At 75.0% G+C, this 26,441-nt stretch carries 20 protein-coding genes and 1 pseudogene; 10 read left to right on the top strand and 11 right to left on the bottom strand.

Annotated features, from left to right (window positions below):
- The first annotated feature begins 125 nt into the window (after window positions 1-125).
- Window positions 126-1,187, top strand: coding sequence for a hypothetical protein (locus ACIA6B_RS30835; RefSeq protein ID WP_396778764.1), 1,062 nt, complete (start codon window positions 126-128; stop codon window positions 1,185-1,187).
- A 16-nt stretch (window positions 1,188-1,203) separates the two neighbouring features.
- Window positions 1,204-3,414 carry a hypothetical protein gene (locus ACIA6B_RS30830; RefSeq protein ID WP_396778762.1) on the top strand — a complete coding sequence of 737 codons (2,211 nt, stop codon included), beginning with the start codon at window positions 1,204-1,206 and terminating at the stop codon, window positions 3,412-3,414.
- Window positions 3,415-3,462: 48 nt separating this feature from the next.
- Here the strand turns inward: ACIA6B_RS30830 and ACIA6B_RS30825 are convergent, their stop codons facing one another.
- From ACIA6B_RS30825 to ACIA6B_RS30815, 3 genes are all read right to left on the bottom strand, one after another.
- Window positions 3,463-4,470, bottom strand: a complete 1,008-nt coding sequence (locus tag ACIA6B_RS30825; RefSeq protein ID WP_396778760.1) for an RICIN domain-containing protein — start codon at window positions 4,468-4,470, stop codon at window positions 3,463-3,465.
- A gap of 101 nt (window positions 4,471-4,571) precedes the next feature.
- The gene (locus ACIA6B_RS30820; protein ID WP_396778758.1) at window positions 4,572-4,946 is read right to left on the bottom strand and encodes a WhiB family transcriptional regulator; all 375 of its coding nucleotides are present in this window, start codon (window positions 4,944-4,946) and stop codon (window positions 4,572-4,574) included.
- 164 nt (window positions 4,947-5,110) lie between these two features.
- Window positions 5,111-5,527 carry an RICIN domain-containing protein gene (locus tag ACIA6B_RS30815; RefSeq protein WP_396778787.1) on the bottom strand — a complete coding sequence of 139 codons (417 nt, stop codon included), beginning with the start codon at window positions 5,525-5,527 and terminating at the stop codon, window positions 5,111-5,113.
- Here ACIA6B_RS30815 and ACIA6B_RS30810 point away from each other — a divergent pair.
- Both ACIA6B_RS30810 and ACIA6B_RS30805 read left to right on the top strand, forming a co-directional pair.
- Complete coding sequence (locus ACIA6B_RS30810; RefSeq protein ID WP_396778791.1) at window positions 5,433-5,837, top strand: hypothetical protein; 405 nt, start codon at window positions 5,433-5,435, stop codon at window positions 5,835-5,837. The genes ACIA6B_RS30815 and ACIA6B_RS30810 overlap by 95 nt on opposite strands.
- Window positions 5,838-6,170: 333 nt before the next feature.
- On the top strand, window positions 6,171-9,017 hold the full coding sequence (locus ACIA6B_RS30805) for an AAA family ATPase (RefSeq protein ID WP_396778756.1): 2,847 nt from the start codon (window positions 6,171-6,173) through the stop codon (window positions 9,015-9,017).
- On the opposite strand, the gene ACIA6B_RS30800 is transcribed toward ACIA6B_RS30805, so the two are convergent.
- The gene (locus ACIA6B_RS30800) at window positions 8,980-11,634 is read right to left on the bottom strand and encodes a LuxR C-terminal-related transcriptional regulator (protein WP_396778754.1); all 2,655 of its coding nucleotides are present in this window, start codon (window positions 11,632-11,634) and stop codon (window positions 8,980-8,982) included. The two genes, ACIA6B_RS30805 and ACIA6B_RS30800, sit on opposite strands and share 38 nt — an antisense overlap.
- A complete protein-coding gene (locus tag ACIA6B_RS30795) occupies window positions 11,631-12,344 on the bottom strand; it encodes a zf-HC2 domain-containing protein (protein ID WP_396778753.1) in 714 nt (237 codons plus the stop codon). Before ACIA6B_RS30795 ends, ACIA6B_RS30800 begins: the two co-directional genes overlap by 4 nt.
- A 183-nt stretch (window positions 12,345-12,527) precedes the next feature.
- On the opposite strand from ACIA6B_RS30795, the gene ACIA6B_RS30790 reads away from it, so the two are divergent.
- Together ACIA6B_RS30790 and ACIA6B_RS30785 are read left to right on the top strand one after the other, a co-directional pair.
- Window positions 12,528-12,857: a hypothetical protein gene (locus ACIA6B_RS30790; RefSeq protein WP_396778751.1), complete on the top strand. Its 330-nt coding sequence runs from the start codon at window positions 12,528-12,530 to the stop codon at window positions 12,855-12,857.
- Window positions 12,858-13,021: 164 nt separating this feature from the next.
- A complete protein-coding gene (locus tag ACIA6B_RS30785) occupies window positions 13,022-13,693 on the top strand; it encodes a winged helix-turn-helix domain-containing protein (protein WP_396778749.1) in 672 nt (223 codons plus the stop codon).
- Between the two features lie 22 nt (window positions 13,694-13,715).
- On the opposite strand, the gene ACIA6B_RS30780 is transcribed toward ACIA6B_RS30785, so the two are convergent.
- Both ACIA6B_RS30780 and ACIA6B_RS30775 read right to left on the bottom strand, forming a co-directional pair.
- A complete protein-coding gene (locus ACIA6B_RS30780; RefSeq protein WP_396778747.1) occupies window positions 13,716-14,240 on the bottom strand; it encodes a hypothetical protein in 525 nt (174 codons plus the stop codon).
- An 81-nt stretch (window positions 14,241-14,321) separates the two neighbouring features.
- Window positions 14,322-15,761, bottom strand: coding sequence for a chitosanase (locus ACIA6B_RS30775; protein WP_396778745.1), 1,440 nt, complete (start codon window positions 15,759-15,761; stop codon window positions 14,322-14,324).
- Window positions 15,762-16,011: 250 nt separating this feature from the next.
- Between ACIA6B_RS30775 and ACIA6B_RS30770 the strand changes: the two genes are divergently transcribed.
- Window positions 16,012-18,954 (top strand): helix-turn-helix transcriptional regulator, encoded by a 2,943-nt coding sequence (locus tag ACIA6B_RS30770; RefSeq protein ID WP_396778743.1) that lies wholly within the window; start codon window positions 16,012-16,014, stop codon window positions 18,952-18,954.
- Here ACIA6B_RS30770 and ACIA6B_RS30765 read toward each other — a convergent pair.
- The 4 genes from ACIA6B_RS30765 to ACIA6B_RS30750 all read right to left on the bottom strand — a co-directional run bounded on the left by ACIA6B_RS30765 (window position 18,942) and on the right by ACIA6B_RS30750 (window position 22,524).
- A complete protein-coding gene (locus ACIA6B_RS30765) occupies window positions 18,942-19,256 on the bottom strand; it encodes a hypothetical protein (protein ID WP_396778742.1) in 315 nt (104 codons plus the stop codon). The genes ACIA6B_RS30770 and ACIA6B_RS30765 overlap by 13 nt on opposite strands.
- 149 nt (window positions 19,257-19,405) lie before the next feature.
- On the bottom strand, window positions 19,406-20,284 hold the full coding sequence (locus tag ACIA6B_RS30760) for a chitosanase (RefSeq protein ID WP_396778740.1): 879 nt from the start codon (window positions 20,282-20,284) through the stop codon (window positions 19,406-19,408).
- 54 nt (window positions 20,285-20,338) lie between these two features.
- The gene (locus ACIA6B_RS30755) at window positions 20,339-21,349 is read right to left on the bottom strand and encodes an RICIN domain-containing protein (protein ID WP_396778739.1); all 1,011 of its coding nucleotides are present in this window, start codon (window positions 21,347-21,349) and stop codon (window positions 20,339-20,341) included.
- Window positions 21,350-21,420: 71 nt separating this feature from the next.
- A complete protein-coding gene (locus tag ACIA6B_RS30750; RefSeq protein ID WP_396778737.1) occupies window positions 21,421-22,524 on the bottom strand; it encodes a uroporphyrinogen-III synthase in 1,104 nt (367 codons plus the stop codon).
- Between the two features lie 246 nt (window positions 22,525-22,770).
- Between ACIA6B_RS30750 and ACIA6B_RS30745 the strand changes: the two genes are divergently transcribed.
- The 3 genes and pseudogenes from ACIA6B_RS30745 to ACIA6B_RS30735 all read left to right on the top strand — a co-directional run.
- Window positions 22,771-24,069 (top strand): ABC transporter substrate-binding protein, encoded by a 1,299-nt coding sequence (locus ACIA6B_RS30745; RefSeq protein WP_396778735.1) that lies wholly within the window; start codon window positions 22,771-22,773, stop codon window positions 24,067-24,069.
- A gap of 988 nt (window positions 24,070-25,057) precedes the next feature.
- Window positions 25,058-25,529, top strand: a pseudogene (locus ACIA6B_RS30740) (DDE-type integrase/transposase/recombinase); the annotation flags it as partial.
- Window positions 25,530-26,280: 751 nt separating this feature from the next.
- Window positions 26,281-26,441 (top strand): beta-ketoacyl synthase N-terminal-like domain-containing protein (locus ACIA6B_RS30735; protein WP_396777769.1); only part of this gene is annotated, 161 nt, incomplete at its 3' end.

Below are 26,441 nucleotides of genomic sequence, written 5' to 3'. Positions count from 1 at the left end.
CGCGATCCGGTCGGCGAGACATCGTTGAGCCCAGTGATTTCTTGCACGCGTGTGAACGTTTCGAACCGATGCGACGAAGTAGCGGTGACGGACCACTGCCCGACCGTTTCCGAAGGAGGCGTCCCGTGCCGGTCGCCGCGTACCACCACCTGCTCCTCCGGGTCGCCGGCTGGGTGCCCGACGCGTTGGTGAGCGTCGCCCGCGACAGCCTCGTCCGGGGGGTGACCGGCGACGTCGCCGCGATGGTCGGGTACGCGGCCACGATCGGACGGTTCCCCCTCGTCGACCGGGACGTCGAGCGGATCGGGGCCGCCCTCGGCGAGGTTCCGCCGGTGCTGCGCGCCGGTGACCGGCCCGTCCTCCCGCCGGTCGTGTTCACCCGTACCCCGCCGGCCGGTCCGCTGCCCGACGGCGAGCCGGTCCCGCCGGCCGGCGCGGCGGACCCGGCACCGACGGACGGTGTGGCCGACGACCTCGACCTGATCGACCGGGCCTGCGTCGACGCGGTCGAGCTGGAGTCGGAGGGGACGGCGAGCGCGGTGTGGCGGGCCTGGCGGTCGCCGGACCGGCCGACGGCGTGGCCGCCACCGAGACGGGTGTACCTCGTCCGGGCCGCCGCCGACGGGGAACTGCTCGCCCTGGTCGCGGCCCGCCTGCAGGAGGTGCTGGAGCACGCGGGCGAGACGGACCCGCAGGTCGAGCTCTTCGCCGAGCCGGACGACCTGCCGCCGTACCAGCGGGCCGCCCTCGCCGTCGCGGCGCTGGTCTGGGCCGCCGACGGCACCGGGGCGACCGCTGCCGCGCGGGTCCGGCCCCGGGTGGCACGACTGCTCGATCCGGGCGTACAGCCGGGCGTCGGGTCCGGCCGGGAGGATCTCGACGCCGCCGAGCGAGACCAGATCCTGGCTTTCCTGACCGGAGGCGTGCCGGTCCTGGCCAGCACCGCCCTGATGGACGACGTCGTCGGCGGCGGGCCGGCCGTGGTGCCCATGACCTGCCGGTCCGACGGCGCGTGGGTGTGGTCGGACGGCGTGGCCTACTACCTGCGCACCCACGGGTTGGCGCCGGAGGAGGATTTCCTGCGGCACATCCGCTCGGCCGGCTACCGGGCGGGGGCGCCGGACACCGTCGCCGCCCAGTTCGCGGTGCGGGCGCTGGCCGACGCGGGATCGGCAGGTCCGTGGTGAGGGCCGGGGACGGTCGGTGAGCGCCGCGGTCGCCGTCGAGGCGCTCGGCGCCGCGCTGTTGCTGCGGGGCGGAACCGGGCCGGTGGGCGCGTTACGGGCGGTGACCACCGCCCTCCAGCGGGCCCACCCGGAGACGGTGCTGGTGACCGCGCCGGCGGTGACCGGTCGAGACGGGCTCTTCGCACTCGTCGCCGACGCCCTGGCGGGCGCACCGCCGTCCGAGAACCGCCTGCGGCTCGTCCTGCTCGGCCGGGGGCCGGACGCGGCGGCCCGCCGCGACGGCGCCCGTCTGGTCGCCCGCCGGCTCGGCCGGCCGGTCACCGTCTCGCTCGGCCCGGTCACGGTCGCGCTGGACGGCACCTGCGTCTCGGTGGCCGAGCCCGACGGTCGCCGCCCGGATCTGCCCGACGCCGGGGCCGGATGGCACGCCGTCGGCGGTGCCGGCCCGGCCGAGGAATGGGAGGAACCGCCCTGGTCACCCGCGCCGCCGTGGTCGACGCTGCCCGCGCCGCAGCGGTGGGCCGGGCCGGACCTGGTGGCCCGCCCGGTGCCCGCCGGGCTGTGGCTGGTTCCGCCGGACGTCCGGCCCGGCGGGACGGTCGGCGGCCTGCCCCGGGAGCCGGACGCCGCCACCATCTTCGTCGGCGGGTGCGGCGCGCCGGTGCCCGTGGCGGAACTGTGCCGGGCGGTGGCCGCGCTGCGGCCCGATCCGGTGTCCCGGCTGGTGCTGCTGCCCGGCGCGGTGCCGGCCGGCACACCACCGGCACGGCTGCGCCACCTGCCGGTGCGGCTGCGCTCGGCGGTGCCCGCACTGACCCCGACCGGCCGGCGGCTGGTGCCGGTGGCCTTCGACGGCACGGTGGTCGCGGCGGTCGGGGAGTTCCCGTCGGCTGACGGTCCCGACCCGGTCGGCGGCGCGCCGCCGGACGCCGCCGACCCGGGGCGGCCCACTGCCGGCCGGCCGCCGCGCGGTGGTTCCTGGACCCCACCCGGCCCGGATCCGGCCGGCCCGGCGCCGCGCACCGGTCCATACACCACCGGCCGCCGGCCGGTCACCGGCCATGCCACCGCCGCGGGCTGGTCGTTCCTGGACGGCGCCGACGACCTCGGCGTCACGTCCGCCGCCGCCGGGACGGTGGTCGAGGTCGCCACCAACCACGACGGCTTCGTCGTCGGTGACCGGGTGATCGACGCGACCGACTTCGCCGACCTGCTCACCGCGGTCCTGGGACCCGGCGTGGGACCGCTGGTCCTGACCGGGCCGGACGATGGCCGCCGCACCTCGCTCGCCGCGGACCTGGCCGCCGCCCGGGACGCCACGGTTCTCACCTCGGCCGGCCCGGTGGCGCTCACCGCGACCGGGGTGCTGCTGGCTTCGGCCGGGTTCCGCGCCCACCGGCCTGCTGCCCCGTCGCGCCCGGTCGGCCCGGTCCTGCCGGCCTCCGGTGCCGGGCTGGACGACCTGGCCGCCCGGTCGACGCCGTACCCGCCACCCGCGTCCGGGCCCGCCGCCGACGCGGAGGACACGCTTGTGGACCCGGCCTCCGGACTGCTCGCCGCGCCGGGCCCGGCCGGTCCCCGCCACGCCGCCGAACTGGCCGACGCGCACCGCAGGGTCGCGGCGGCGCCGGGCGAGGAACCGCGCCCGGAGCTGGTGGCGTTGCGGGCCTACGGCACGCACGACCGGACCGACGTCAACGCCTACCTGCGGCAAGCGCCGGCATCCGGATCGGCGCCGGTGGACGGCGACCGGGCGTCGCGCGTGGCGGCCGTCGCGGACGGCGTGGTGGCGGCCTTGCCGCTGCTGCCGGTGGTGTTCGGTCCGGTCTTCGCCGCCACCGGCGTGCCGGCGGTCGGCGTGCCCGGCCAGCACCTCACCGAACCCGGCTTCGTCGACGCGCGACTGGTCCCGGGCGGTCACCTCGCCGCGTCGGTCGAGTACGTCATCTGGTCGATGACCGCCCGCCGCCTGGACGGCGTCTTCGTCGCCGGGGCGCCGGTCGCGGTGTTCCCCCCGGGCAGCCGCTTCGAGGTGCTCGCCGTCGACCGGGTCGGCGAGCGGTTCCGGATGTACCTCGCGGATCTCGGCGCCGGCCGGCCGGCCGATCGGGACGAGTTGCTCGCCCGACTGCGTCGGGATGTGCCCGACGCGCCGGACGGCGACGCCCCGCTGATCGCGCCGATCGGCTTCGCCGACGCCGGCCGACCGTTCGCCGGGCTCGGGTGACGCCCGGCCGGCCGGCCGGCGCGCGTCGGTGCGCCGGCCCCGCGGCGGTCAGGGGACCGGGGCGAGCAGCCAGGTCTGGTTGGCGTTGGGGGCGGCCGGGTCGGCGTTCCACTGCTGGACCGCGACCCCGTCGGCGGTGCCACCGTCCCGGACGTCGAGCAGGAATCCGCTCGTCATGTTGCGGATCGAGTACCGCCCGGAGCCGACGCTGTGGAAGCACCAGGACTGGTTGGCGCTCGCCTGGTACCACGTCCACTGCTGCATCTGCGTTCCGTTGGTCGAGGTGCCGTCGGTGTTGTCGAGCGACTTGCCGGACCGGACGTTGATCAGCTGGTAGCAGCCGGACGGGCCCGTCACCACCCGCCAGTGCTGGGCCGGGCCGGCCGCGTCGCCGCTCTGCGTGATGCGCGCCCCGTCGGCGCTCGAACCCTGGCTGACCCCGGCGGACTTGCCGGTCGCGAGGCTGACCAGACGCACGGTGACCCCGGCCCGCGGTGCGATGTGGTCGGGGCGGGTGACCCGCCGGACCGCCGACGGCTGCGGAGAACGGGGCGCGGGCGGGCGTTGCGCCGCCGGGGACCGCGACGCGGCGGGCGAGGGCGGGTCCGCGATCGGCGCGGGATCGCGCGACGCCGGAGCCGACGTCGGCTCCGGGGGAGCCGGTGATGCGGTGGGTTCCGTGGGCGGCTCGGTGAAGCCCGGCTCGGGCACCGCCGAGGGCTCCGGCATCTCCGAGCCGGACGGCGGCGAGGTGGTGGGCCGCGACCCGTCCCCGCCGGCGGTCGCCCAGATCGCCGCCGCGAGCAGGAGCACGCCGGCCGCGACGACGACCTTGACCGGCACCGCCGGCCGACGCGACCGGCCCGGGTCGGTGGTGGCATCCGGGTCGGCGGTGGGGTCCGGGTCGGCCGGTGCGTCGGTGTTCCCGCCGGTCTCCGCCGCCTCGGGCTCGGCGACGGTCCACACCAGACGCGGTTCGTCCTGATCGGCGTCACCGGCGGCGCGTTCCCAGTCCTGCGCCTGGTCCCACTCGTCCTCATGAGGATCTCGGTTCACGGTCGTGTCTTCCCCCTCCGCCGTGTCGATCCGGCCGGGCGGTCAGTTCCGCCCGTCCGAAACGACGATCCCCGGCACTACGTACCGCCGGCCGTCCGGGTTCACCACAGGTGCGGGCGGCGGCCCACGCGGGCCGGGGCGGCGGCCCGCCGGCTGCGGGCGATCGCCGCGCACCGCCGACCGCAGTACCGTCCCGCGCCCGCGCGGCCACAGGTGACCGGGGAACGCCCACACTGCGCGCAGAGCAGGGGCACCGCCTCGGTCCGCCGCCGGGTCCGACAGAGCAGCATGCCGCCGCGGATGATCCCGTTGTCGCCGTTGGCCAGCCCGTCGGCCAGGCACGCCTGGCGCACCGGGCAGCCCAGGCAGATGCGCACCGCCAGGCTCCGGTCCGGGCAGTTGTCGGTCCACCAGTTGGCGTCCGAGCCGGCACACGCGGCCTGCCGCCACCAACCGGACGCCGTCTCCTCGCCCACGTCCCACCTCCTCCGGCTGAGGGGAAGGTTGTGCCGGGTCCACCCGGCACAACTCCCGTCCGTCCGCCACCGCAGCCCACCGGCGGTACGACGGCGGAGACTCACCGTTCTCTACGAACAGGCGGGTCCCGGGTTCACCCGGGACCCGCACGAAGTGCCGTCCGTCAGCCCGCCGGGAGCAGCTTCCAGGTCTGGTGCGCGTTCGGCGCGGCCGGGTCGGCGCCCCACTGCTGGATCGTCACCCCGTCGCCGTCGCCGCCGTCGCGCAGGTCCAGCAGCGCTCCGCTGGCGGCGTTGCGGATCGAGTACCAGCCGCCGCCGACAGAGTGGAAGCACCAGGTCTGGTTGATGTTGCCCGGGCCGATCGTCCACTGCTGCATCGGCGTGCCGTCGGCGTGACTGCCGTCGGTGAGGTCCAGCGCCTTGCCGGAGGACCCGTTGGCCAACTGGTAGCAGCCCGATCCGGTCGACACCAGGCGCCACCGCGTGGCCGCGCCGGCCGTGGACCGTTGCACGACCGAGGCCCCGTCCGACGACGATCCTTCCCGTACCCCGACCGGAAGGCCGCTGGCCCGGCTCATCACCTGGACCACCAGTCCGTTGGCGGGCGCGACCGCCGACGGCCCGGCGGTCCTCGTGGCCCGTGGCGGGGTGGGCCCGGCGCTGACCGTCGCCGGCGGGGTGGACGAGGCCGGCCGTGGCGCCGGGGCGGCCGGCGACACCGGCGCCGCCGACCACGCCGACGTCGGTGACGCCGCCGGCCCGGCCGGGCCCCTGGCCGGCGGGCTGGTCGGGGCCCGCCGCGCCGTCGGCGTCGGGCTCGCCGTCGCGTCGCCCCACCCCTCGGGCGGCGCCGGCTCGACCGGCGCCTCGGTGCCGGTCGAGGACTGATCGGCCTCGGACGTCGGTGCCCGGTCGGACAACCCGGCCACGGTGGTCCAGCCGGCCGCGGCGACCGAGGTGGCCACCGCGACGGCGCCCAACCGGACGAGCCCTGTCCGCCGGCGGCCGGACCGCCGGTGCGACCGGATCGGGTCGCGTCGCGTGAACAACGCGCCGTCGGACGCCCAGCCGTCGTCCTCGTTCGCGGAACGCTTCACGCTCCCACGCCTCCTCCGGATCGACGATTCGCCATCCACAACGTCCAGCGGGGGCCGGTCGTTCGATCGGTACGGCGAACAGTCGGCCTCTTGTGCGGTGCCCGGTCGTGGTTATGGTGAGGCGGTGCGGTTCGCCGATCGCGTCACCGTGGGCCGGAGCGCCGAGTTGGTCCGCATCGACGCCGCCCTCGACGACGTCGTGGCGGGGCGGGGCGGCGTCCTCCGCATCGAGGGCGGCCCCGGCCTGGGCAAGTCGCACCTGGTGGGTGAGCTCGACCGGCGGGCGACCGCACGCGGCTGCCGGGTGCACATCGGGCACGCCGATCAACTCATGCAGGTCTTCCCGCTGTGCGTGGCGGCCTACGCGCTGGGCGTGTCCACCTGGTCCGACGACCCGGTCCGCGCGCAGATCGCACGCCTGCTCACCGGGGAGGCGGCCGGGGAGCTGCCGTACGCCGACCCGGTGCTGGCGGCGTCCGAGCGGATGGTGGAGCTGGTCGAGAAGCTCTGCGCCGACCAGGCGCTGGTCCTGGTGCTGGAGGACCTGCACTGGGCGGACGAGGCGAGCGTGGCGTTCGCCGAGCGGCTCGGCCGGGAGGTCGACCAGCTTCCCCTGCTGCTCGTGCTGACCGCCCGGCCCGACCGGGACGAGCCGGGTCGCGCTCGCGACCCGCTGGGCCGGGCCGCGACCGTCACGTTGACGCTGTCCGCGCTGAGCGCGGACGACGTGGCGGCGTTCGCCGGGGCCCACCTGACCGGACCGCCCGGGCCACGGCTGTCGGCCCTGCTCGACACGGCGTCCGGCAGCCCCTTCTATCTGCGGGAGATTCTCTGCACGCTGGGTGAGGACGAGCTGACCATGCTCGGCGACGGCTCCGTCGAGCTCTGCGTGGCGGAGCTGGTGCCCCGGACCCTGGCCGGGGCGGTGGGGCGCCACCTGGGCGTGCTGAGCCCGGACTGCCTCCAGACCATGCGGTTGGCCGCGTTCCTGGGAAACGACTTCACCCGGCAGGATCTGCGCCTGGTGCTGGCGCGGGACACGACGGACGCGCTGGCCGCCGCCTCGGCCGCCGGCGTGGTCGAGTTGGCCGCCGACCGGGTGCGGTTCCGGCACGAGCTGCTGCGGCAGGTCCTGCTCACCCAGACGCCGGCCGCGTTGCACGCCGGCCTGCACGGGCACATCGCCCGGGCGCTCGCCGACGGGAGCCGGGCCGACCGGGCGGTCGCCGGGCACCTCACCGCGGCGGCGGACCCGCTTCCCGGCTGGGCCCTGGGCTGGCTCGCCGAGCGGCCCGAGTCGACGCTCTACGCGGCCCCGGCCGCGTACGCCCGGCTGCTGCGCCGCGCCGTGGACGCCGTACCCGACGCCGACGGCCGGCGGCGGAACCTGGTCCGGCAGTTGATGCTCGTCTCGTTCTGGGTCGGCGACGACGAGACGGTGACCGGGCTCGGCGCGGAGGCGATCGCCTCGGCCGATGACCCGGACCTGGCCGCCCGGCTGCGGATCCAGGTGCTGCGCTCGCTGTCCCGGCTGCGCCGCTTCGACGAGGCGGTACGGGTCGTCGCGCCCTCGGTCACCGACCCGGCCGCCACGCCGGTCTGGCGGGCCCGGGCCGCCGCCTGGTCGGCGAACGCGCAGGCGTTCGCCGGTGCGCCCGAGGCGGCCCGGTCGGTGGGGGAGCAGGCGCTCACGCTCGCCACCTCGATCGGTGATCCGCTCGGTGTCGCCTACGCGCACAGCGCCCTGGCCGTGGTCGACGGCGGCGATCGACTGATCGCCCACCTGGACGCGGGTCTCGCCGTGCTCGGCGACGACCCCGAGTCGCTGGACCAGCGGCTGTTGATGGCCGGCAACCGGGCCGCCCGGCTCGGCGCGCTCGGATCGCCGGACGCGGAGGCCGCTTTCCACGAGGTGCTCGTGGCGGCCGAGCGGGTCGGCACGTACCGGACCTCCACGGTGCACGCCCACGCCGCCGACTTCCTGTTCGGGCGCGGCCGGTGGGACGACGCCCTGATGCACATCGCGCAGATGGACGCGTCGGCGCTGCGCCACCCGGCGTTCGGCTACCTGCACGGGATGCGTGCGGTCATCGCCTACCGGCGTGGCGAGCCGGAGGAGGGCAACCGCCACCTGCGGGCCGCCGGAGTCCCCGACCCCGACCCCGAGGAGCCGCCGGCCGCTGCCGGCCCGCACCTGGACGAGGCGCTCGCGTTGCGCGCCGAGTCGGCCGGCGACCACCGGCAGGCGCTGCTGTTCCGGGCCCGCTATCTGGACCTGCCGGCGGGGGTCCAGCGCGACGGTCGGTGCGCCGACGCGCTCCCGCTGATCCGTCTGGCCCGGGTCCTCGGCGCCGACGAGGTCGCACGGGCCGCCGGCGCCACGGTCGAGGCCGCCCGGCCGCCGAGCCGGGACGGGCAGCTCTGCGCCGTCGCCTGCCGGGCGATGCTCGACGGCGACGTGGCCGGCCTGCTCGCGGTCGCCGAGCGGTTCCTCGCCGGGGGGTGGCCCCTGCTCAGCGCGTTCGCGGCCGAAGAGGCGGCGGTGCTGCTGGCCGCCGCCGGCGACGTCGACGCGGCGCGTCGCCACTATCTGCGGGCGAGCGAGCAGTACGCGCAGGTCGGCGCGGACTGGGACCTCCGCCGGGCCGCGGCGCGGTTCCGTCCGTACGGCATCCGCCGCGGCACCCGGGTGTCACCGCGGTCGGTCCGGCACGGATGGGAGTCGTTGACCGACACCGAGCTGCGGATCAGCCGGTTGGTCGCCCAGGGTCTGTCCAACCCGGACATCGCTCGGGAGATGATGCTGTCCCGCAACACCGTGCAGACGCACGTCTCCAACGTGCTCCGCAAGCTCGGCCGGCGCTCCCGCACCGAGCTCGCCCGCGACGTGGCGCTCCACGAACCGGGCGTCGCGCCACCGGCCGGCGTCGGTGTCAGGTCGGCCGCCCGGGCCCGGACCGCCGGCACCTGACCGGCCCGACCTCGCCACCCGGCTCGGCCTGGAACCCGGCCGCCCTGGCGATGTCCAGCCGGGACCGCACGCCGAGTTTGGCCCGGATCCGGGCCAGGTGCGTCTGTACGGTGTTCTGACTCAGATACAGCTCGTCGGCGATGTCCCGGTTGGACATCCCCCGGGCGACCAACCGGACGACCCGGAACTCGGCCGGGGTCAGGGCGGCCCAGCCGGAGGTGGGCTGGTCGGCCGGCGTCCGGCGGCGCACCCGGTAGCGGCCGAGCCGCCGGTCCGCCCGGGCGATCTCCCAGACCGACCCGACCGAGGCGTAATGCCGCACGGCCTCGCGCAGCGCCCGCCCGGCGCCGGCCCGGTCACCGGCCCGGGCCAGCGCGACCGCCAACTCCTCCAGCCCGTACGCGTGCTGCCGCGGCGCCCCGCGCCGGCTGAGCTGCTCGACGACGCGGCTCAGGGCCGCCGGGTCGGCGTCCGGCATCGCGCGTACCAGGGCGGCGATCGCGAGTTGCACCGGTAGCGCCTCCTCGGCCGCCGCCCACTCGCAGCGGCGGACGACGTCGGACACGTCGTCGCCGACGGCGAGGGCGAGGCGGACCACGTGCTCGGCGCCGTGCAGCCGGGCGGGGCGGGCCTCCAGCGCGACGGCCAGCGCCCGATGCCGCGCCCGCAACGCCCCGGCCAGGTCGCCCACCTGCTCGGCGGCCATCGCGTCGAGTTCGTCCTCGCGCCGGACGGACCTCAGGGACCGGTTGGCGGTCGTGGCCTCCGGGGGCGACCGGTGCCGGGCCACCAGCGCGGCCAGCCCGGGCTCGGCATCGCCGACGAGGTCCCACCGGCCGGCCAGGTAACCGGCGCGGGCCGCCGTCGCCCGCAGCCACCCGGCGAGGCCCGGGTCGGTACGGGCCGCGAGTGGCCCGGCCTCCAGGATCGCCCCGGCCAGCGCGTCCGGTGGACCGGTCTGCACGAGCAGGTCGATCAGACATCCGTGCAGCAACCCGCGCAGCTCGGCCGACTCGCTGTCGCTGCCGAGGTCGTCGCGGACGGCGGCCAGGTGGTCCGCGACGAGCCGGCCGTCGCCGGCGCGGACTCTCGCGAGCGCCAGCACGGCGGCCGTCGGCCCGTCCTGCGGCGTGCCGGCCAGGCCGCGGATCCGTTCCCGGGCGGCGGCCAGTTGACCGAGCCCGGCCAGCGCCACCGCGTGCCAGCCCGCCAGGCGGGGATCATCGGTGTCGGCGCAGATGGCGTCGACGTCGGCGAGGCTCCCGTCGCGGACCAGGGCGCGAACGGCGAGCCGGCGCAGGTCGGCGGCGGCCCCGGGGCGGGCTTCGGCGGTCGCCGCGAGCGTGAGCGCGGTGCGGGCCGCCCGTTGTCGCCGGCCCAACCAGTGGTCGAGCACGCAGCGGCGGGCGTCGACCGGACCCAGGCCCAGCACGTCGGAGAACAGCGCCGGGTCGGTGAGCAGCGTCGACTCCGGCAGCCGGGCCAGCCAGTCGCGGGCGGCCGGCGGCAGCTCTCCGGCCTCGCGCAGGTGCCTCGCCACCACCCCGGCCTCGGCGCCGGTGGCGAGCAACGCGAGCGCGCCGGCCCGGTGGAACGTGCGCCGGGCCGCGACCGGGAACGACCGGGCGACGGCGTCCCGCACCACGTCGTGCCGGAACGACAACCGGTCCCCGTCGTCGCCGAGCACGCCGTCCTCGACCGCGTCGGACAGCGCGGTGGTGACGGCGGGCAGCGGCAGCCCACCGGCAGCGGCCAGTTCGGTGGCGTCGAACCTCGGCCCGAGCAACGCCGCCATCCGCACGATCGGACGGTTCGCCTCGGCCACCCCCGCGCAGGCGTACCGGTCGAGCGCGGCAGCCGCGCGGTCGTCGTCGCCGCCCAGCTCGACCCGCCCGCCGGCGCGGCGCAGCAGGCCCGCCGCGTCCAGGTCGTCGAGCAGGCCGAGCACGCGCGCCGGACTGCCGCCGAGCGCCCGCAGGTAGCGTCCGAGCCGAGGCCCCGGTCGGGCGCCCAGGCGCCCGGCCGCCACGGTGACGATCTCGGCGTCCCCGAGCGGACCCAGCACCAGCAGCTCACCGTCGTGCTGGGTGACCAGCTCGCGCAGCGTCGCGACCGGCTCCCGGTACGGGGTGGGCCGGCAACCGCTCACCAGGAGCAGCGGGAGCCGGGCCGCCGACCGGCTGATCCGGTTCCAGGCCAGCACGGTGGCGTGGCCGGCGCGATGCAGGTCGTCCAGGGCGAGCACGGCCGGGCCCCTCGCGCAGAGCGCGGCGACCGCGGCATCGACCTGGTCGACGGACTCCGTGATCCCGGACGGATGAACCGGCCGGTGGTCGGTGAGGCCCCACACCGCGTCCAGTGACCTCGGGTCGTCACCGGCGCCGGCCCGCACCGTGCAGCCGGTCGACGTGCCCCGGCGCAGCAGCGCCGACAGCAGGGCCGTCTTGCCGAGGCCGGCCGCGCCTTCCAGCCACACCACCCCGCCGCGCCCGGCCCGTACTCCGTTCAGGAGGGCGACGAGAGTGGCGAGTTCGGACTCGCGGCCCACGAGCGGCCGGGCCGCCCCGTCGTCCGCCGGCTCGGGCGGGCGATCCGGCGTCCGTTCCGGTGCTGTCATCCGGCGGGGGCCACCAACAGGACGTCTCCCGCTCCCTGGATCACCGCGAAGAAGCGGCACTGGTCGGGGCGCAGCCGGACGGTCCCCACAATCGTCTGCGGACCGCCGGCGGCGACGCCGTCGGCCACCACCAGGGTACGGCCGTCGGTGCTGACCGCGAGCAGTTCGTACCGCACGCCCGGGCGTAGCCCGACGGTGACCGCGCGTACCTCGGCGCCGCCGGACCGGGGCGTGACGGTGGCGGCGAGCTGGCCCTGCGTCCCCGTCGCGGTGCCGTTCGCGGCGGGGACCGGGTCCGGCTCCCGGTGTTGGTAGAGCGTCCAGCCGCCGCCGAGCAGCGCGCCGACCAGCAGCGTGGCCAGATAGGCGAGCACCGGGCGGGCCCGTGAGCGGCGGCGCGCCGGCGGGCGGCGGCTGTCCGAGGTGGAGCTGCCGCGGCCGGCCGGCCGGGCGGACGCCACGCCGGACACGCGGTCACCGCCCGCCGGCGTCGACCGGTCCGCGTCTTCGAGTTCGGCGACGAACCCGGACGGCAGCGCGGCCACGGCCAGCGCCACCTCGCTCGACTCGTCCGCCTCCGTGCGGCACGAGGCGCACCGCAACAGGTGCTCCTCGAAGCGTTGTTCGCGCTCCGCGTCCAGCGCTCCGGTCAGGTACAGGTCGATCTGATCGCTGACGTGCGATCCGCCCCGACCGTTGGTGGCATCCATGCTGGCGCGTCTCCTCCTGACGGGTCACCCCGCTGATCTCGCTCTGACATCGGATGGGAAGGCTCACTCGTTCGACCGACGGGCAGAATTTCACAAGGCCGAAACCCGTTCCTCGGCGCTTCATCAAATCCTCACGTACCCCGGGCCACAATGCGGGCCACACCCGGTGAGGGAGGCGCAAGCGTGTTGTCATTCGGCGACGTCCGGCTCGACGAGACCGGACGCCGGGCCTGGGTCGGGAACCGGCGGTCCGCGGCACGACTCGGCTGGCGGGAGTTCCTCGTGCTCCGCGTCCTCGTCCAGGCACACGGACTGCCCTGCACCGCCGAGCGGATCTGGCACGCCATGCCGGCCGCGATGCGACCGCCGCGGACGAACCAGATCGGCGTGATCATCCATCGGCTCCGGGCGCGGTTGGGACGCGAGCTGATCGTCACGGGCGGTGGTGGGTGGCGGGTCGCGGACGCCGAGCGGTCCGAGCCGGTCCGGCTCGGTCCGCCGGACGGGACCTGACGTCTCCGGGCTGTCGGCGTCCGGGCGCCGGCGGCCGGCTGAGCCGGCGAGCGGACCGACCACGGGTCGAGACGACACCGCGCCGGATGAACCCGCGCCGTCGCCCGCCGTAGTCCTCGACACAGTTGACGGTCATCCGCTGCCCGTTGTGAGGAGCGAGACGCATGCGAATCCTGATCCTCGAAGACGGCGGCTCGGTGCGGGACTCCACCGTGCTCGCCCTACGCTCGTCGGGGCTCGCCGTCGACGTGGCGGACTGTTGGCGTCAGGCCGAGCTGCGACTGGCGGTCAACGAGTACGACTGTCTGGTGCTCGACCGGTTCCTGGCCGACGGCGACTCGGCCGACCGGCTGCACCTGCTCCGCCGGCGCGGCATGGCGGTGCCGGCGATGCTGCTCGCCGCCGGGGACGACGTGCGCGACCGGCTGGCCGGCTTCGAGGCGGGCGCGGACGACTACGTCGCGAAGCAGGTCGCCACCGCCGAACTGGTTCACCGGGTGCGGGCGCTGTGCCGGCGGCGCGGCTCCATCCGCCCCGCCGTGCTCCGCGCCGGCGACCTCGAGTTCGACGTGGCCCGGCGTCAGGTACGCCGGGACCACGTCCTGCTGAGCCTGACCCCGAAGGAGTTGGCGGTCCTGGAGCGGCTGATGATGCGCCACCCCACGGTGGTGAGCCGGACGGAGCTGATCGAGCACTGCTGGGACGAGATGGCCGAACCCACCTCGAACGTGGTCGACGTGGTCATCGCCCGGCTCCGGCGGAAGCTCGGCGCGCCGGCGGCCATCGCGACCGTCCGGGGGACCGGCTACCGGCTGACGTTCACCGAGCGGCGGTAGCCGCCTTCCGCACGGACGGGGGTCACGGCCGGTCCACGGTGCGCTCGGCCAGTTCCTCGAGCACCAGGGCGCCGAGGTAGTGCAGCGAGCGCAGCAGGCTCTCGTCGCTGGCGGGGTCGATCCAGAGGATCTCCGCCGGCGGCTCGGCCACCGGACGTGGCAGGAGCCCGGCCGGGGCGTACGCGCCCTCGATCAACACCAGCGGCGTCTCGGTGGTCCAGACCGTGATCGCCGCCGGGTCGGCGGTGCCGCGGAGCGCGTGCATCTGCTCCGGGGTGTGTTCCCGAGCGTCGCTGAACGCCAGCAGCTGCGACTGGAGGACCGCCCGCAGCCGCTGCGCGATCGACCGTCGGGCGGCGGCCCGACCGGACGGGGACCCCGCGGCGTACCAGGGCGCGAGTTCGGCGACCAGGTCGGCCGGTTCGTCGGCGTAGGCCCGCCAGCGGTCGCCCGGCTCGGTCAGCTCGAAGCGGTAGAACGTGCCGTCAGGCTTGCGGATCGGGGTGGGTGCGCTCCCCGGCCGTGTCCTTACCCTGATCGCTGGCATGGCTGCCCGCCTTCCCTGCCGCCGTCGCTCGGAGCCGTTCGCCAGTCACAACGGACCGACCGGGCGCGAGGTTCGTGGCAGTCAGCCAGCCGGTACGAGACGCCAGGTCTGGTTGGCGTTCGGAGCCGCCGCGTCGGCGCCCCACTGCTGGACCGCGGTGCCGTCGGTGGTGCCGCCGTCGCGGACGTCGAGCAGATAGTAGTTCGTCAGGTTGCGGATCGAGTACCGGCCCCGGCCGACGGGGGTGAAGCACCAGCTCTGGTTGCTGGTGCCCCAGCCGTACTCCCACTGCTGCATCTGCACGCCGTTGGTCCACGTGCCGTCCGGGTTGTCGAGCGCCATGCCCGACCTGACGTTGACCAGGTGGAAGCAGCCCGATGTCGCGGCGACGAGGCGCCACCGCTCGGCCGCTCCGGTCCCCCCACTGAGGACGATCTTCGCGCCGGCGGAGGACGCCCCGCCCGCCACCCCGATCGACCTGCCGCTGGTGGCGACCACCCGGACCAGCAGCCCGTCGCGGGGCGTGGCCGCCGTCGGCGCGGCCGGCGGGCTGCTCGACGGTCGTGGCGGGCCGGTCGTCGCGGGCGGTCTCCGTGATCCCCTCGGCGTGGGCGACGGCACGGCCGGGCGCGGGGCGGCCGAGCGAGGGACGGCGGACGGCGAGGGCGTGGCGGGCGGGTGGGTGGTGCCGTCCGCCACGGCCGGCATCGAGGGCGTCAGGTCGAGCACGTGCCGGCGTCCGTACGGGCTCAGCGTGAGCGGCGGCCGGAGGTCGTCGTCCCGGTCGGCCAGCAACGTCCCGAGGGCGTCCACCCGACCGACCGTGTACGGCCACGTGGCGCGGCGCTGCGGGGCCGACGGGTTGGTCAACGTCGCCCTCCGCTCCGCCAGGAACGCCGACAGCCAGTCGCGTTCGGGCACCTCTCCCGGGCGGCCGTGGGCGCGGACCTCGGTCCGGTAGATGATCGACGGCAGCGCGTCCGGATCGGCCGAGTCGCCGTGTTGCAGGAGCGTGTCGTAGATGACGGCCAGGCCGAGCGGAGTGGTCAGGCCGAGGTCGGTGGCGGTCCGCACCGCCGGCTGGTAGTACCTGTCGTCCACCACGTCGTCCTGGGCCTGCCGGAAGCGGGGGTCCTTGCTGGCCAGCCGCCACGCGTCGGGCAGCCCGGCCAGTTCACCGACCGCCGGGCTCCGCCGGTCGGCCAGCCGCTTCAGCACCGGCAGGTAGGACAGGGACAGCGGGTTGGCGCCGACCCGGGCGGTGTAGGTGTCCAGGACCGCGACGATCTCACCGCCGGCCGTGGAGAAGTCGCCGGTGCCCGCGACGTAGCCGCGCCCGTCGGCCTGGTCCACCACCCGCCCGTACTGGGGAGCGTCCGCGTCGTGCATGAGCACGCTGCGGATCTTCTCGATGATCAGCCGCTGTTCCGGGGTGACGGTCAGCCTGCGGTCGGGTTCGATCGCCCACACCACGAGCAACCCCACCACGATCACCACGACGATCGCCGGCCAGGCGAGCATCGGGAGCCCGGGCCGGAATCGGGATCGCGCGGTCGGTCGGCCCTGCGGCACCCCGCCCCCTCACGTCGACTTGCCGGCGCCGCAGCGTGTGCTGGAGCCGGACAGATGATGGCAGAACCGATCACCGGCGTGAAGATGGTGTCACCGGCCGCCTGCGCGGGGTGCGACACTTGTCGGCTGTGGCCGTCGCGCCGCTCCGCGGGTGACCGCGGGGCGGGCACCGCCGTCCGGTCCGGGGAGGGAGTCAGCCATGCGCGAACCGGCCGGACCTCGGACCACGGACGTGACCCGCCGGTCACGGGTGCCGGCGTCGGCGGACCTGGTGGGCCGCGATCCCGAGTTGTCGACCCTCGACGAGGTCGTCACCGATCTCGTCTCGGGGCGGGGCCGTTCCGTGTGGATCGACGGCGAGCCGGGCGTCGGCAAGACGGCCCTGCTGACCGAGCTGTGCGGCCGGGTCGGCCGGCGCGCGATCGCCCTGTTCACCGCGCGTACGGCCGAGGCGGCGGACATCTTCCCGCTGCGGGTGCTGCTGGACGCCCTGCGGGTCGGTCCCGGAAGCACCGACCCGGACCGGGCCGCCATCGCCGAGCGGCTGTGGGGCCGCGACGGCGACGACAGCCCGGGCACCGGCAACGCCGTCACCGCCGCGGCCGAGTTGCTGACGGTGCTGGTCGACCGGCTCTGCGCGGCCGGACCCGTGACGATCGTGGTCGACGACATGCAGTGGGCCGACGAGACCACGCTCGCCGTCTGGGGAAGGCTGGACGAGGCGACCCGACAGCTGCCACTCCTGCTGGTCGCCGCCGCGCGGCCGGTGCCCCGGCGGGAGGAGGTCGACCGGCTGCGGCGGGCCGTCACGGCGGGCGGCGGGGCGCACGTCCCGCTCGACCCGCTTGCCGACACCGACGTACACCGTCTGGTGGAACGGCTGACCCAGGCCCCGCCCGGACCGGGCCTACGGGCCCTGGTCCGGCAGGCCGGCGGCAATCCGCTGTACGTGCGGGAACTGGTCTACGCCCTGGTCCGGGGCAGTCGGGTCCGGCGGGCCGAGGACGGCGCGCTCGACCTCGACGACGCCGACGCGGTGGCCCCACGGTCGCTGGCGGCGGCGATCGGCGCCCGACTCAGCTTCCTGTCCGAGCCGGCGATGCGGGTGCTGCGGGCCGCGACGGTGCTGGGCGCCGGTTTCCGGCTGGAGCACCTCGCGCTGCTGGTCGAGCGGTCCCCGCTGGCGCTGGTCGACGTCATCGAGGAGGCGCTCGCGGCCGGCGTGCTCACGGACGCCGACCCGGACCTGGCCTTCCGGCACGCGCTGATCCGGCACGCGCTCTACGAGTCCATGCCGGCCGCGATGCGCAACGCGCTGCACCGGCAGGCGGCGCAGCGGCTGGCCGAGGTGGGAGAGCCCGCCGAACTGGTGGTGACCCAGCTCCAGGCCAGCCCCGGGCCGGTCAGTGGCTGGGTGGTCGACTGGCTGCTGCGGGCCGCCCCGTCCGTGACCACGCGCGCCGCCGGCCTGGCCGCCGAGCTGCTGCGGCGGGTCATGGCCCAGGTCGGCGACGACGATCCGCGGCGGTCCGTGCTGGGCATGCACCTGGTCGATGCGCTGTTCCACCTCGGCGACTACGAGGCGGTGGACGCGGCCGTCGTCCCGCTGCTGCGGGAGGCGACCGACATCGAGGTCGTCGGGCGGATGACGTGGTGCCACGTCGTCGTCCTGCGGGCCCTGGGTCGCCCGGTCGAAGCGCTCGACCTGGCCGTGGCCGCGCTGACCGCGGACCGCCTCGACGCCCGGTGGCGGGCCCGCGTGCGCGCGATCCAGGCCGTCACGCTGGCCGGTCTCGGGCGCTTCGACGAGGCGTTGACCGTCGCGCGCGAGGCCGAGGCCGACGGGGAGCGGGTGCCCGACCGGATCGCCGTCGCCTGGGCGTTGTTCGCCTGGTCACTCGCGACCGGCATCTCCCTCGGCGACTCGGCCGGCTCGCTGGCCGAGGCGGAACGCGGCCTGGCGATTCTGGGTGACGATCCCGCCACGGTGGAGCTGCACCTGCTGTTTCAGGGGCTGCGGGTCACGGCGCTCTACAACCTCAACCGCACCGGGGAGGGGGCGCGGGCCCTGGGCCGCGCGCTGACGTTGGCCGAGCGGGCCGGCACGCCGCTGCGACTGGCCTGGCTGCGGGTCCAGGCCGCCGAGATCAATTTTCTGATGGGTCGCTGGGACGACGCGCTGCCCGAGCTCGACGCGGCGGCCGAGCTGCTGCATCGGGGAGCGGTGGTCCGGGGCATGCTGTTCGGCGTCGGCGCGCTGATCGCGGCGAACCGGGGCGACGACGAGCTGATCGAGCGGTACCTGGCCGCCGCCGCCGCGGAGCCGCCGACCCCGGACGCCGCCGGGATGACCGACTACGTGCACGCGGCGCAGGCCCTCGTCGAGGAGCGTGACGGGCGGCCGGAACGGGCGTTGGACCGGTGGCTGTCCCTGCTCGACCCGGATTCGACCCGGTGCTTCCCCCGGCTGACGCCCGAACGCTGCGTGTTCAGTGCCACCGCGGTTCGGATCGCGGTGGAGTTGGGTCGCGACGAGATCGCCCGGGCCGCCGCGGGCGCCTGCGTCGCGCAGGCCGAGGAGCGCGGTGACCTGGTCAGCCTGGCCGCGGCGGAGCACTGCCGAGGACTCGTCGACCAGGACCCGAACCGGCTCCTCGCGGCCGCGGCCGGGTTCGCCACCGTCCACCAGGTCCATGACCAGGCCACCGCGCTCGAGGACGCCGCGTGGGCGCTGGGTCGGGCCGGCCGGCCGGCCGAGGCCCGGGCGGCCCTCGAGGAGGCGCTCGACCGGTACGCCGACCTGGACGCCCGGTGGAACAGCCGCCGGGCCGAGGCGCGCCTGCGCGACATCGGTGTCCGTCGGGGCAGCCGCGGCGCCCGCCGGCGTCGCCCAATGACGGGGTGGGAGGCCCTCACTCCGACCGAGGTCACCGTGTGCCGCCTGGTGGCCGCCGGCCGGTCCAACCCCGAGATCGCGACCGAGCTGTACACCTCCCGCAACACCGTCCAGACCCACGTGTCGCACATCCTGGCCAAGTTGGGTTGCCGATCCCGCACCGAGATCGTCGCCCTCCACCGCGAGCGGGGGCTGCCCGCGGGGGCGCGGCGCGACCGCGCCCCCACAGACGCTCAACAGCGGTAGAAGCCGCCGTGCCAGTTGCCGTACACGACGGCGCAGGCGCCGTCGGATCCCGAGACCCAGAACGACCCGACGTAGGTCGATCCGGCCATGAAGGAGATCGTCAGCATCCCGGACGGCAGGCTGAACCACCCGCAGTTGTACGAGGGGACGCCCCTGGTGGAGTAGCTCCCGTCAGGTCCGCTGACGAGGGCGTTGGTCCACGGCCCCTGGGAACAGAGCTGAAGCTGGTAGGGCGCGGCGGCTTCGGCCGGGGCGGCGGAGACCGTGGCGAGAAGGCCGGCCGCCATCAGCGGAACAGCCACCCGGGCGACGGCGCGACGCCACCGTCCAGTCCTGAACAATGTGGTACCTCCCTCTCATCGGAGTGCCCGATCCGTTCGCCGGGACGGGAACCGGTGCCGGGCACGCCGTCACAACGGATCCCCGACGGGGATCGTTCAGCCTCGTCGGATCAGAAGGTGGGACTAATCAGCCGCGGTGTGCCGTACGGGGCGACGGTCAGGGGCGGCCGGAGCGTGTCGTGGCCGCCGTCGAGCAGTGCCGCGAGCACGTCCACCCGACCCACCGTGTACGGCCAGGTGTCCCGGTGCTCCAGGTCGGCCGGGCTGGTCAGGGTCGCCCGGCGCGCCCGCAGGAGCGCGGCCAACCACTCCCGTTCGGTGACCGTGCCGGGTGGACCGCCGGCGCGGTGCGTGGCCCGGCGGACCAGCGCCGGCAGCGAGTCCACGTCGTCGGTGTTGCCGTGTTGCAGCATCGAGTCGAGGAGAATCGCCACGCCCAGTTGCGTCCTGATGTCCAACGTGCGGGCCAGGCTCAGCGCCGGCGCGAGGTAGCGGGACTCGAGGACGTCGTCCTGCGCCCGCCGGAACCGGGCGTCCGCGCTGGCCTGCGCCCAGGCGGCCGGCAGCCCGGCCAGATCGGTGACGGAGGGGTCCTGGTCGGCGCTGAGCCGGGCCAGCACGGTGAGGTATCTCCGCGACAGCGGGGTCGGGCCGACCTGGGCGGCATAGCTCTGCACGACCTCGAACGCCTCGCCGTTGGCGGTGGAGAAGTCACCGATGCCGAGCAGGTAGCCGCGCGAGTCGAACTGCCGGACCGCGCGAGCGTACTGCGGCTGCGCGGTGTCGTGCAGCAGGGCGCTCTCCAACTGGCTGAGCACGAGGCGCTGCTCGGCGTCCACCCCGACCGGCTCGTGCGCTCCGGCGAGCAGCGCGAGGACGAGACAGGCGGCGGTCACGGTCGGTAGCGCGGTCCAGGACACGCGCGGCCGGCGACGACGGACGTCCAGGTAGCCCACGCACCACTCCAGTGGCGAGAGTCGATACACCACGCCTGCTCGCCGACAAGACTAGAGCACCGAGGCAGGGCGTACCCGCTTCGCCGGTCAGTCGACGCGGACGAGTTGCCAGGTCTGCTTGCTGTTGGGGGCGGCCGGGTCGGCGCTCCACTGCTGGATCGGCACCCCGCCCCCGGTGCGCCCGTCCCGCAGGTCGAGCAGGGAGCCGCTGGCCACGTTGCGGATCGAGTACCGCTTCGCGCCGACCGACCGGAAGCACCAGTTCTGGTTGGGGTTACCGCTCGCCGGCTCCCACTGCTGCATGGGCGCGCCGTCGTCGAAACCGCCGTCGGGATTGTCCAGTGCCTTCCCGGAACGCAGGTTGATCAGCTGATAGCACCCGCCGGAGGTCGCGACCAGCTTCCACCGGGCCGCGTCCCCGGTGCCGGTGAGCTGGACGACGCCGGCGCCGTCGGCCGTCGACCCGTCCCGTACGCCGACGAACTGGCCGCTCGTCGGGTTCTTCAGCCGTACCGTGTCACCGTTCGACGGCGCCACGGTGGTGGGGGTGGCCGGTGCCGTGGTGGGTGCCGGCGTGCTGGTCCGGGTCGCCGCCGGCGGGTCCGGGCGGCGCGTCGTCGGGGTCGGCGCGGGCGCCGCCGGCCGCGCGTCGGACCTGCCCCGTGGTGGCGCGGGCGCCACGGTGATGCCGGCCGTCGCGGCCACCGGGCGCAGGGGTGGCCGGCTCGGCGTCGCCACCGGAGGCGGGGTCGAGCCCGCGCTGGGGGCGTCGCCGATCGGACGGGGCGCACCGGGGGTCGCCGTGGCAGGCGCACCGCCTCCGGCGGGGTGCGGCGCCGTGGGGAGCGCGCCGACGGCGAGGTCGCGGGCCGGCGGATCCTGCGTGGTGGCCGGGCCGTCGCGGTGATGCGGCACGCCGGTCGCCGACCAGGCCATGGCACCGACCATCGCGCCGCCGACGAGGACCCGCAGGGGCCGTCGCCGTCGCCGGTCCCGTGGCCGGCGGTGGGACCGGATCGGTGGCCGGTTGCCGAATAGTGCGCCCTCCGCCGGCCAGTCGTCGGGGCCGGGCGGCGGGCCGCTTCGTGTCGAGTCCATGTCCTTACAACGGACAGACCCGGGCCCGGTTCGATGGCCGTGGGTGGCGGTCGGGCAGCGCGCCGCTCCGGTCAGGCGATCAGCCGGTATCCACGGCGAACGACGGTCTGCACCAGCTCGACGCCGGCCAACGGGGTGTCGTCGAACGCGCGCCGTAGCCGGGACACCGCCATCTCGACCGCGTGGTCGTTCACCCCGGACCAGGCCGCCGAGGCGCCGCGGATCTCGGCGGAGGACGTCACGCGCCCGGGCGAGCGGGCGAGTACCCGCAGGACCGTCATGGGTCCGGCCTGCACGGGGACCACGAGACCGTCGATCGCGACGGATCGGCTGCGGATCTGCACCCGGTGGCCGTCGACGTCCAGCGTGGGTCCCCGGCCGGGCACCTGCTCCACCAACGCCGCCAGCAGGCCGGCGAGGCACGGAGCCGCCGCGACCACGGGGGTCACGCCCCGCTCGCGAAGCGGCGCCGCCGTGAGCGGGCCGAGGCAGGCAACCAGCACGCGCTCGGTCAGCGCGTCGCGCACATCGTCCAGCACGCCGTCGGCGTCCGCCCGGCGCAGCAGGTCCACCGCGATGGTCGGACCGGTCAACGCGACCGCGTCGACGTGACCACTGACGATTCCCGTCCACAGCCGGCGCAGCTCGTGGGCGCGCGGGAGCGGCAGGGCCCGGCTGGTCGGCACCTCGACGACGACGTCGGCGCCGCGTCGGCCCAGCGCCGCACACCACTCACGATGATGATCCGACCCGACGACGGCGACGACCCGGCGACCGGCCATCGGCTGATCGAGCAGCCACCGATCGGGATCCCGGGCGGGCGGCCGGGCCGGGGCGAGGCCCATCTCGCGCAGCATGCCGACCGCCCGGACGTCGTGGGCGACGAGCCGGGCCTCGCGGAGCAGCGCCGCGACCCGGTCACCGTGACCCGCCTCCTGAGCGCTCCGCAGCCAGGTCCGAAGCCCGGGGGCGGAGAAGGCGACGACGTCGTGCACGGGTCGCGCGACCGCCCGATGGGTCGCCTCCGCCACGGCGTCCGGATCAGCCGGCCCCGCCGCGCGGACGGGCCGGACGTCGACGGGCCACGCCCCGACCGCCCGCAGGCGTGCGGCCAACTCGTGCCGGTCGGGGTGCTCGGCGGCGACCGCGATCGTGTAGCCGGCCAGGTCCCGCATCCCTGCCTCCCCCGCACCACCACTCGGAGTCCCGATCCCGCCCCGGACCCCCCACCCGGGACGTCGGCCGGAGCCGACCTGACCAACGGCTGGTGACGGAGTGGCGTTCACCCCCGTGAGGATCTTGTGAGGTTCTCGTCGGTTTCATCACGCCACAGGCGCGTCGCTGGTCGGAAACATGACCGCGTTCAACACTGTGCGGGACCCCCGATCGGAGGACCGGCAACCCGGACCGTTGGAGACCCCATGGCACGAAGATCGGTCCTCGCCGCCGTCGCGATCGTGCTCCTCCTGGCATCCTGTGACGACATCGTCGGCCCGCCCCGCCCGGACCCCGACCTGGCCGGTACGACAGTCGAGGTCGCGGCGACCTGGTCCGGTACCGAACGGGAGAACTTCCAGGCGGTACTCGACGCCTTCGCGGCGCGGACCGGCGCCACCGTGCGGTACACGGCCGGCGGCAACGACCTGCCGGTGCTGCTCGACAGCCGCATCGCGAGCGGGTCGCCGCCCGACGTCGCGCTCATCCCCCAGCCGGGTGTGGTAGCCGCGCTCGCCGGACGCGGTGCGCTCGTCCCCCTCAGCGGCCGGACCGCGGACGCCGTCACGGCGAACTACAACGATGCGTGGCAGCGGCTCGGCGAGGTCGGCGGCACCCGGTACGGCTTCTCCTTCAAGGTGGCCAACAAATCGGTGATCTGGTACCGCACGGAGTCGTTCCGGGCCGCCGGCGTGGCGCCGCCCGCGACCTGGGACGACCTCCGGACGGTCTCGCGCGCCCTGGTCCGGTCGGGCACCACCCCGATGGTCGCCGCCGGTGGTGACGGCTGGGTGCTGACCGACTGGTTCGAGAACGCCTTCCTGCGCGTCGGCGGGCCGGAGAAGTACGACCGACTCGCCCGCCACGAGATTCCCTGGACCGACCCGGCCGTCGTCGAGACGTTGACGCTGCTGGGCGCGTACTGGCGCACGCCCCGGACGATCCTCGGTGGACCGGCCGGCGCGCCGCGGATCACCTTCGCCCAGTCGATAGCGGACGTGTTCGGCGGCACGCCGAGGGCCGCCATGCTCTTCGAGGGTGACTTCGTCGCCGCCGACATCACCCGGCTCGGTCGGTCCCGCGTGGGGGAGACCGCGAAGGTCTTCCCGTGGCCGTCGATCAAGGGCTCGGCGCCGTCGGTCGTCGTCGCCGGCGACCAGGCGGTCCAGTTGAAGGACACCCCCGGGGCGCGAGCCGTGATGACGTTCCTGGCGTCCCCGGAGGCCGCCGCGCTGATCGTGGGCAAGGGCGGGTTCATCTCGGCCAACGCGAAACTCGACCAGCGCGCCTATCCCGATCCGACCACCCGGGCGATGGCCGCCGCCGTGGTGGACGCCGACGTGCTCCGCTTCGACCTGTCCGACCTGACGCCGCAGCGCTTCGGTGGTGGTAGCAACGCGGCACTCTGGATGCTGCTCCAGGAATTCCTCGCCAAGGGCCTGGACGCGCGGGTGGTGGCGCAGCGTCTGGAGGACGCGGCGAAGAAGGTGTACGGCAGCGGGTAGCGGACCGGCCGCGCGGCGACGGGACCGCCGTCACGCCGTCCCGGCCTGCCACGCGGGCGACCGCGGTTCGCCTTCGCGCCGCCTGGGCCGGGGACGATCTGTCTGCCCGGGTGTCGAGGTCGCCGCCATGAGTCCGCAGACCCGCCCGACGGGCCGGGTGGAACGTCGGAAGCTGCTGACCGGGCTGCACGAACGCTTCGTCGATCTTGGTGGGATCGGTCGCGTCGAGCGCCTTGCCCGACGATGCTTTGGCGATCCGGTCCAGCGTGGAGACGTCCGACTCCCGGTCGAAGGCGACACGGAACACCGTCACCGGCCGCTGCGGGCGTGTGGGCTGCCGGAAACGAGCGCCGGCCAGCGAGTTGTTGTCAAGGCGGCCTCGGCGAGCAGGCGGGCCAGGCGGCCGTCCTGGCCGTACTCGTGTGGCCGTCGGCCGGGCACGACGATCGCGTCGATCCGCTGCGGGGTCGTACCGGTCGAGCAGCTCGCGGTGTGCGGTCCGGACCGTCGCGTAGGGGCACGGTGCCGCCCACGACGTGCCGGACGGCGACTCGCTGGTGATCCGCCTCTGATCTCGCTCGCCGAGAGGGACTTTCTTCCGGTAGGCGCCCTTCGGCCGCTTCCGGGTCCCCGAGGGGCACGACCAGAACCCCGCCCGGTCCTCGGTGTCGATCAGCGCGAGGCCCTTACCCGCCGCCGCTGGCGATCTGGGAACGGGTACGGGTGCCGGCCATCGCCTGCATGGAGCCTGACGGGTCCAGGGCGATCGGAACGCCTGCCTTCTCGTGGAGCGTGCGCCAGCCGCCCGGCATCGCGCCGACCACCTGCGGGCCCGAGGGCTCGACGGAGGGGTGGCTCGGCGCGGACGTTGGCAAGCATCTCCGGCGACGCTCGGCGCTCGTAATTCCGGAAGCAAGGCGTACGCAAGATCGCTCGTCAGCCCTACTGCCGGTGGCTGGCCCGACCCGTCACCAGCGACGAGGAGGTGGCGGCATACCGGGGCCAACGCCGGCGGCCCGGACCGGCGCTGTGGTTGGTCGACGCCACCGAGCACCACACCGCCGAGGGCAAGCTCCACCTGCGTGCGAGCAAGGACGTCTGGTCCAGCGGATCGTCGGCTACTCCATCGACTCACTGATGAAGTCCCGCCTGGGCGTCGCCGCGCTGCACAACGGCGCCGCCAGACGCGGCGGCCTGGCCGGCTGCATCCCGCACACCGACCCGCGGATCCCCGTTCCGGTCCCGGAGATTCGTCCGGGCCCCTCCACCGCCACCGGGTGGCCGGATCGATGGGCCGCGCCGGCGACAACGCCACCATGGAGCCCCTTCTTCGGCCTCTGCAGAACACGGTCCTGAACCGGCGGTCGTGGGCCACCCGCCAGTAACGACGGATCGCGATCGTCACCTGGATCGAACGGACCCACCGCCACCGACGACAGCGGTCACTGTCCCCGCTGACCCGTGGAATTAGCGACCGTCATGCACCCACCGCCCAGTCAGGCGGCGCGACTACACCTTGTCACCTGCCGATGTGGCAGTTTCCCCACCGCGCACCGGCTCACACAAGATCCGTATCCAGGCTCGGCATCCCAACCTGCAACGGCCTCAACAATGTGCCCTGCCGCTTGAGCTGCACCGACACAGGTCTCGACAAGCTCACCCTTGACATGGCGGGCAAAGATTGGAGATCGTGTATGGAGGAGTCGTTCCGGTGAAGAAAACTTCGACGGAAGGATCATCGATGCCTCGTCCACGTTCGCCGTCCCAATAGTGCGAGCGCTGCGGCGGCGCTGCCGCCTGCTGGATGCGCTTGAATCTGGTCGGGCATCGCGTACTACATTTTCGCTGAACTCGTTTCAAGGCGCGGCCGGTTGGTGGCCGCTGGTGGGTGTGGGTCGAGCCGGCGCGTCGCTGCGCCGTTCCTCCGCGATTTGGTCTGCTGGCGGATTCTCAGAGGATATTCGCCCAAAGTTCTTTCGCGCGCCAGGCCCGTGGAGTCATTGCTGATGACGTCTCGTCGAGCGATTCAGTGTCAGGACTCCGGTCGTGTGGCGTTGACCTGTTGGCCCGTGTTCGAAGGTCGCGTGTAGGTCAGGCAGTTGTGTGAGCCCGCCGGGGTGTCATCGGAAGGCTCGCGTCCGGGCCGTTGGTTCGTGTTTCCGCAGTGTGGATGAGAATGCTTGAGGTTGGCGATGTCTGAGATTTTCGGCGATGTCTGAGGCTTTTCGGGGTCAGGATGGTGCGATTGCTGTTGTTGGTGTGGCGTGTCGTTTGCCGCGCGCGGCTGGTCCGGCAGCGTTCTGGGTTTTGTTGCGTGATGGGTTGGATGCGGTTTCTGCTACGCCTGCTGATCGGTGGGGTGTTGCTGCGTC

It is taken from the genome of Micromonospora sp. NPDC051141 (genome assembly GCF_044455765.1).
Taxonomy (GTDB): Bacteria; Actinomycetota; Actinomycetes; order Mycobacteriales; family Micromonosporaceae; genus Micromonospora.
This window is presented reverse-complemented; position numbering and strand designations above follow the sequence as displayed.

Excerpts from the sequence above, each read along its gene's own strand:
- ACIA6B_RS30780 (WP_396778747.1), bottom strand. The coding sequence starts at position 14,240 with ATGCCAGCGATCAGGGTAAGGACACGGCCGGGGAGCGCACCCACCCCG.
- ACIA6B_RS30755 (WP_396778739.1), bottom strand. The coding sequence starts at position 21,349 with ATGGACTCGACACGAAGCGGCCCGCCGCCCGGCCCCGACGACTGGCCG.
- ACIA6B_RS30785 (WP_396778749.1), top strand. The coding sequence starts at position 13,022 with ATGCGAATCCTGATCCTCGAAGACGGCGGCTCGGTGCGGGACTCCACC.
- ACIA6B_RS30800 (WP_396778754.1), bottom strand. The coding sequence starts at position 11,634 with ATGACAGCACCGGAACGGACGCCGGATCGCCCGCCCGAGCCGGCGGAC.
- ACIA6B_RS30795 (WP_396778753.1), bottom strand. The coding sequence starts at position 12,344 with ATGGATGCCACCAACGGTCGGGGCGGATCGCACGTCAGCGATCAGATC.
- ACIA6B_RS30770 (WP_396778743.1), top strand. The coding sequence starts at position 16,012 with ATGCGCGAACCGGCCGGACCTCGGACCACGGACGTGACCCGCCGGTCA.
- ACIA6B_RS30815 (WP_396778787.1), bottom strand. The coding sequence starts at position 5,527 with ATGAGCCGGGCCAGCGGCCTTCCGGTCGGGGTACGGGAAGGATCGTCG.
- ACIA6B_RS30750 (WP_396778737.1), bottom strand. The coding sequence starts at position 22,524 with ATGCGGGACCTGGCCGGCTACACGATCGCGGTCGCCGCCGAGCACCCC.
- ACIA6B_RS30745 (WP_396778735.1), top strand. The coding sequence starts at position 22,771 with ATGGCACGAAGATCGGTCCTCGCCGCCGTCGCGATCGTGCTCCTCCTG.
- ACIA6B_RS30775 (WP_396778745.1), bottom strand. The coding sequence starts at position 15,761 with ATGCTCGCCTGGCCGGCGATCGTCGTGGTGATCGTGGTGGGGTTGCTC.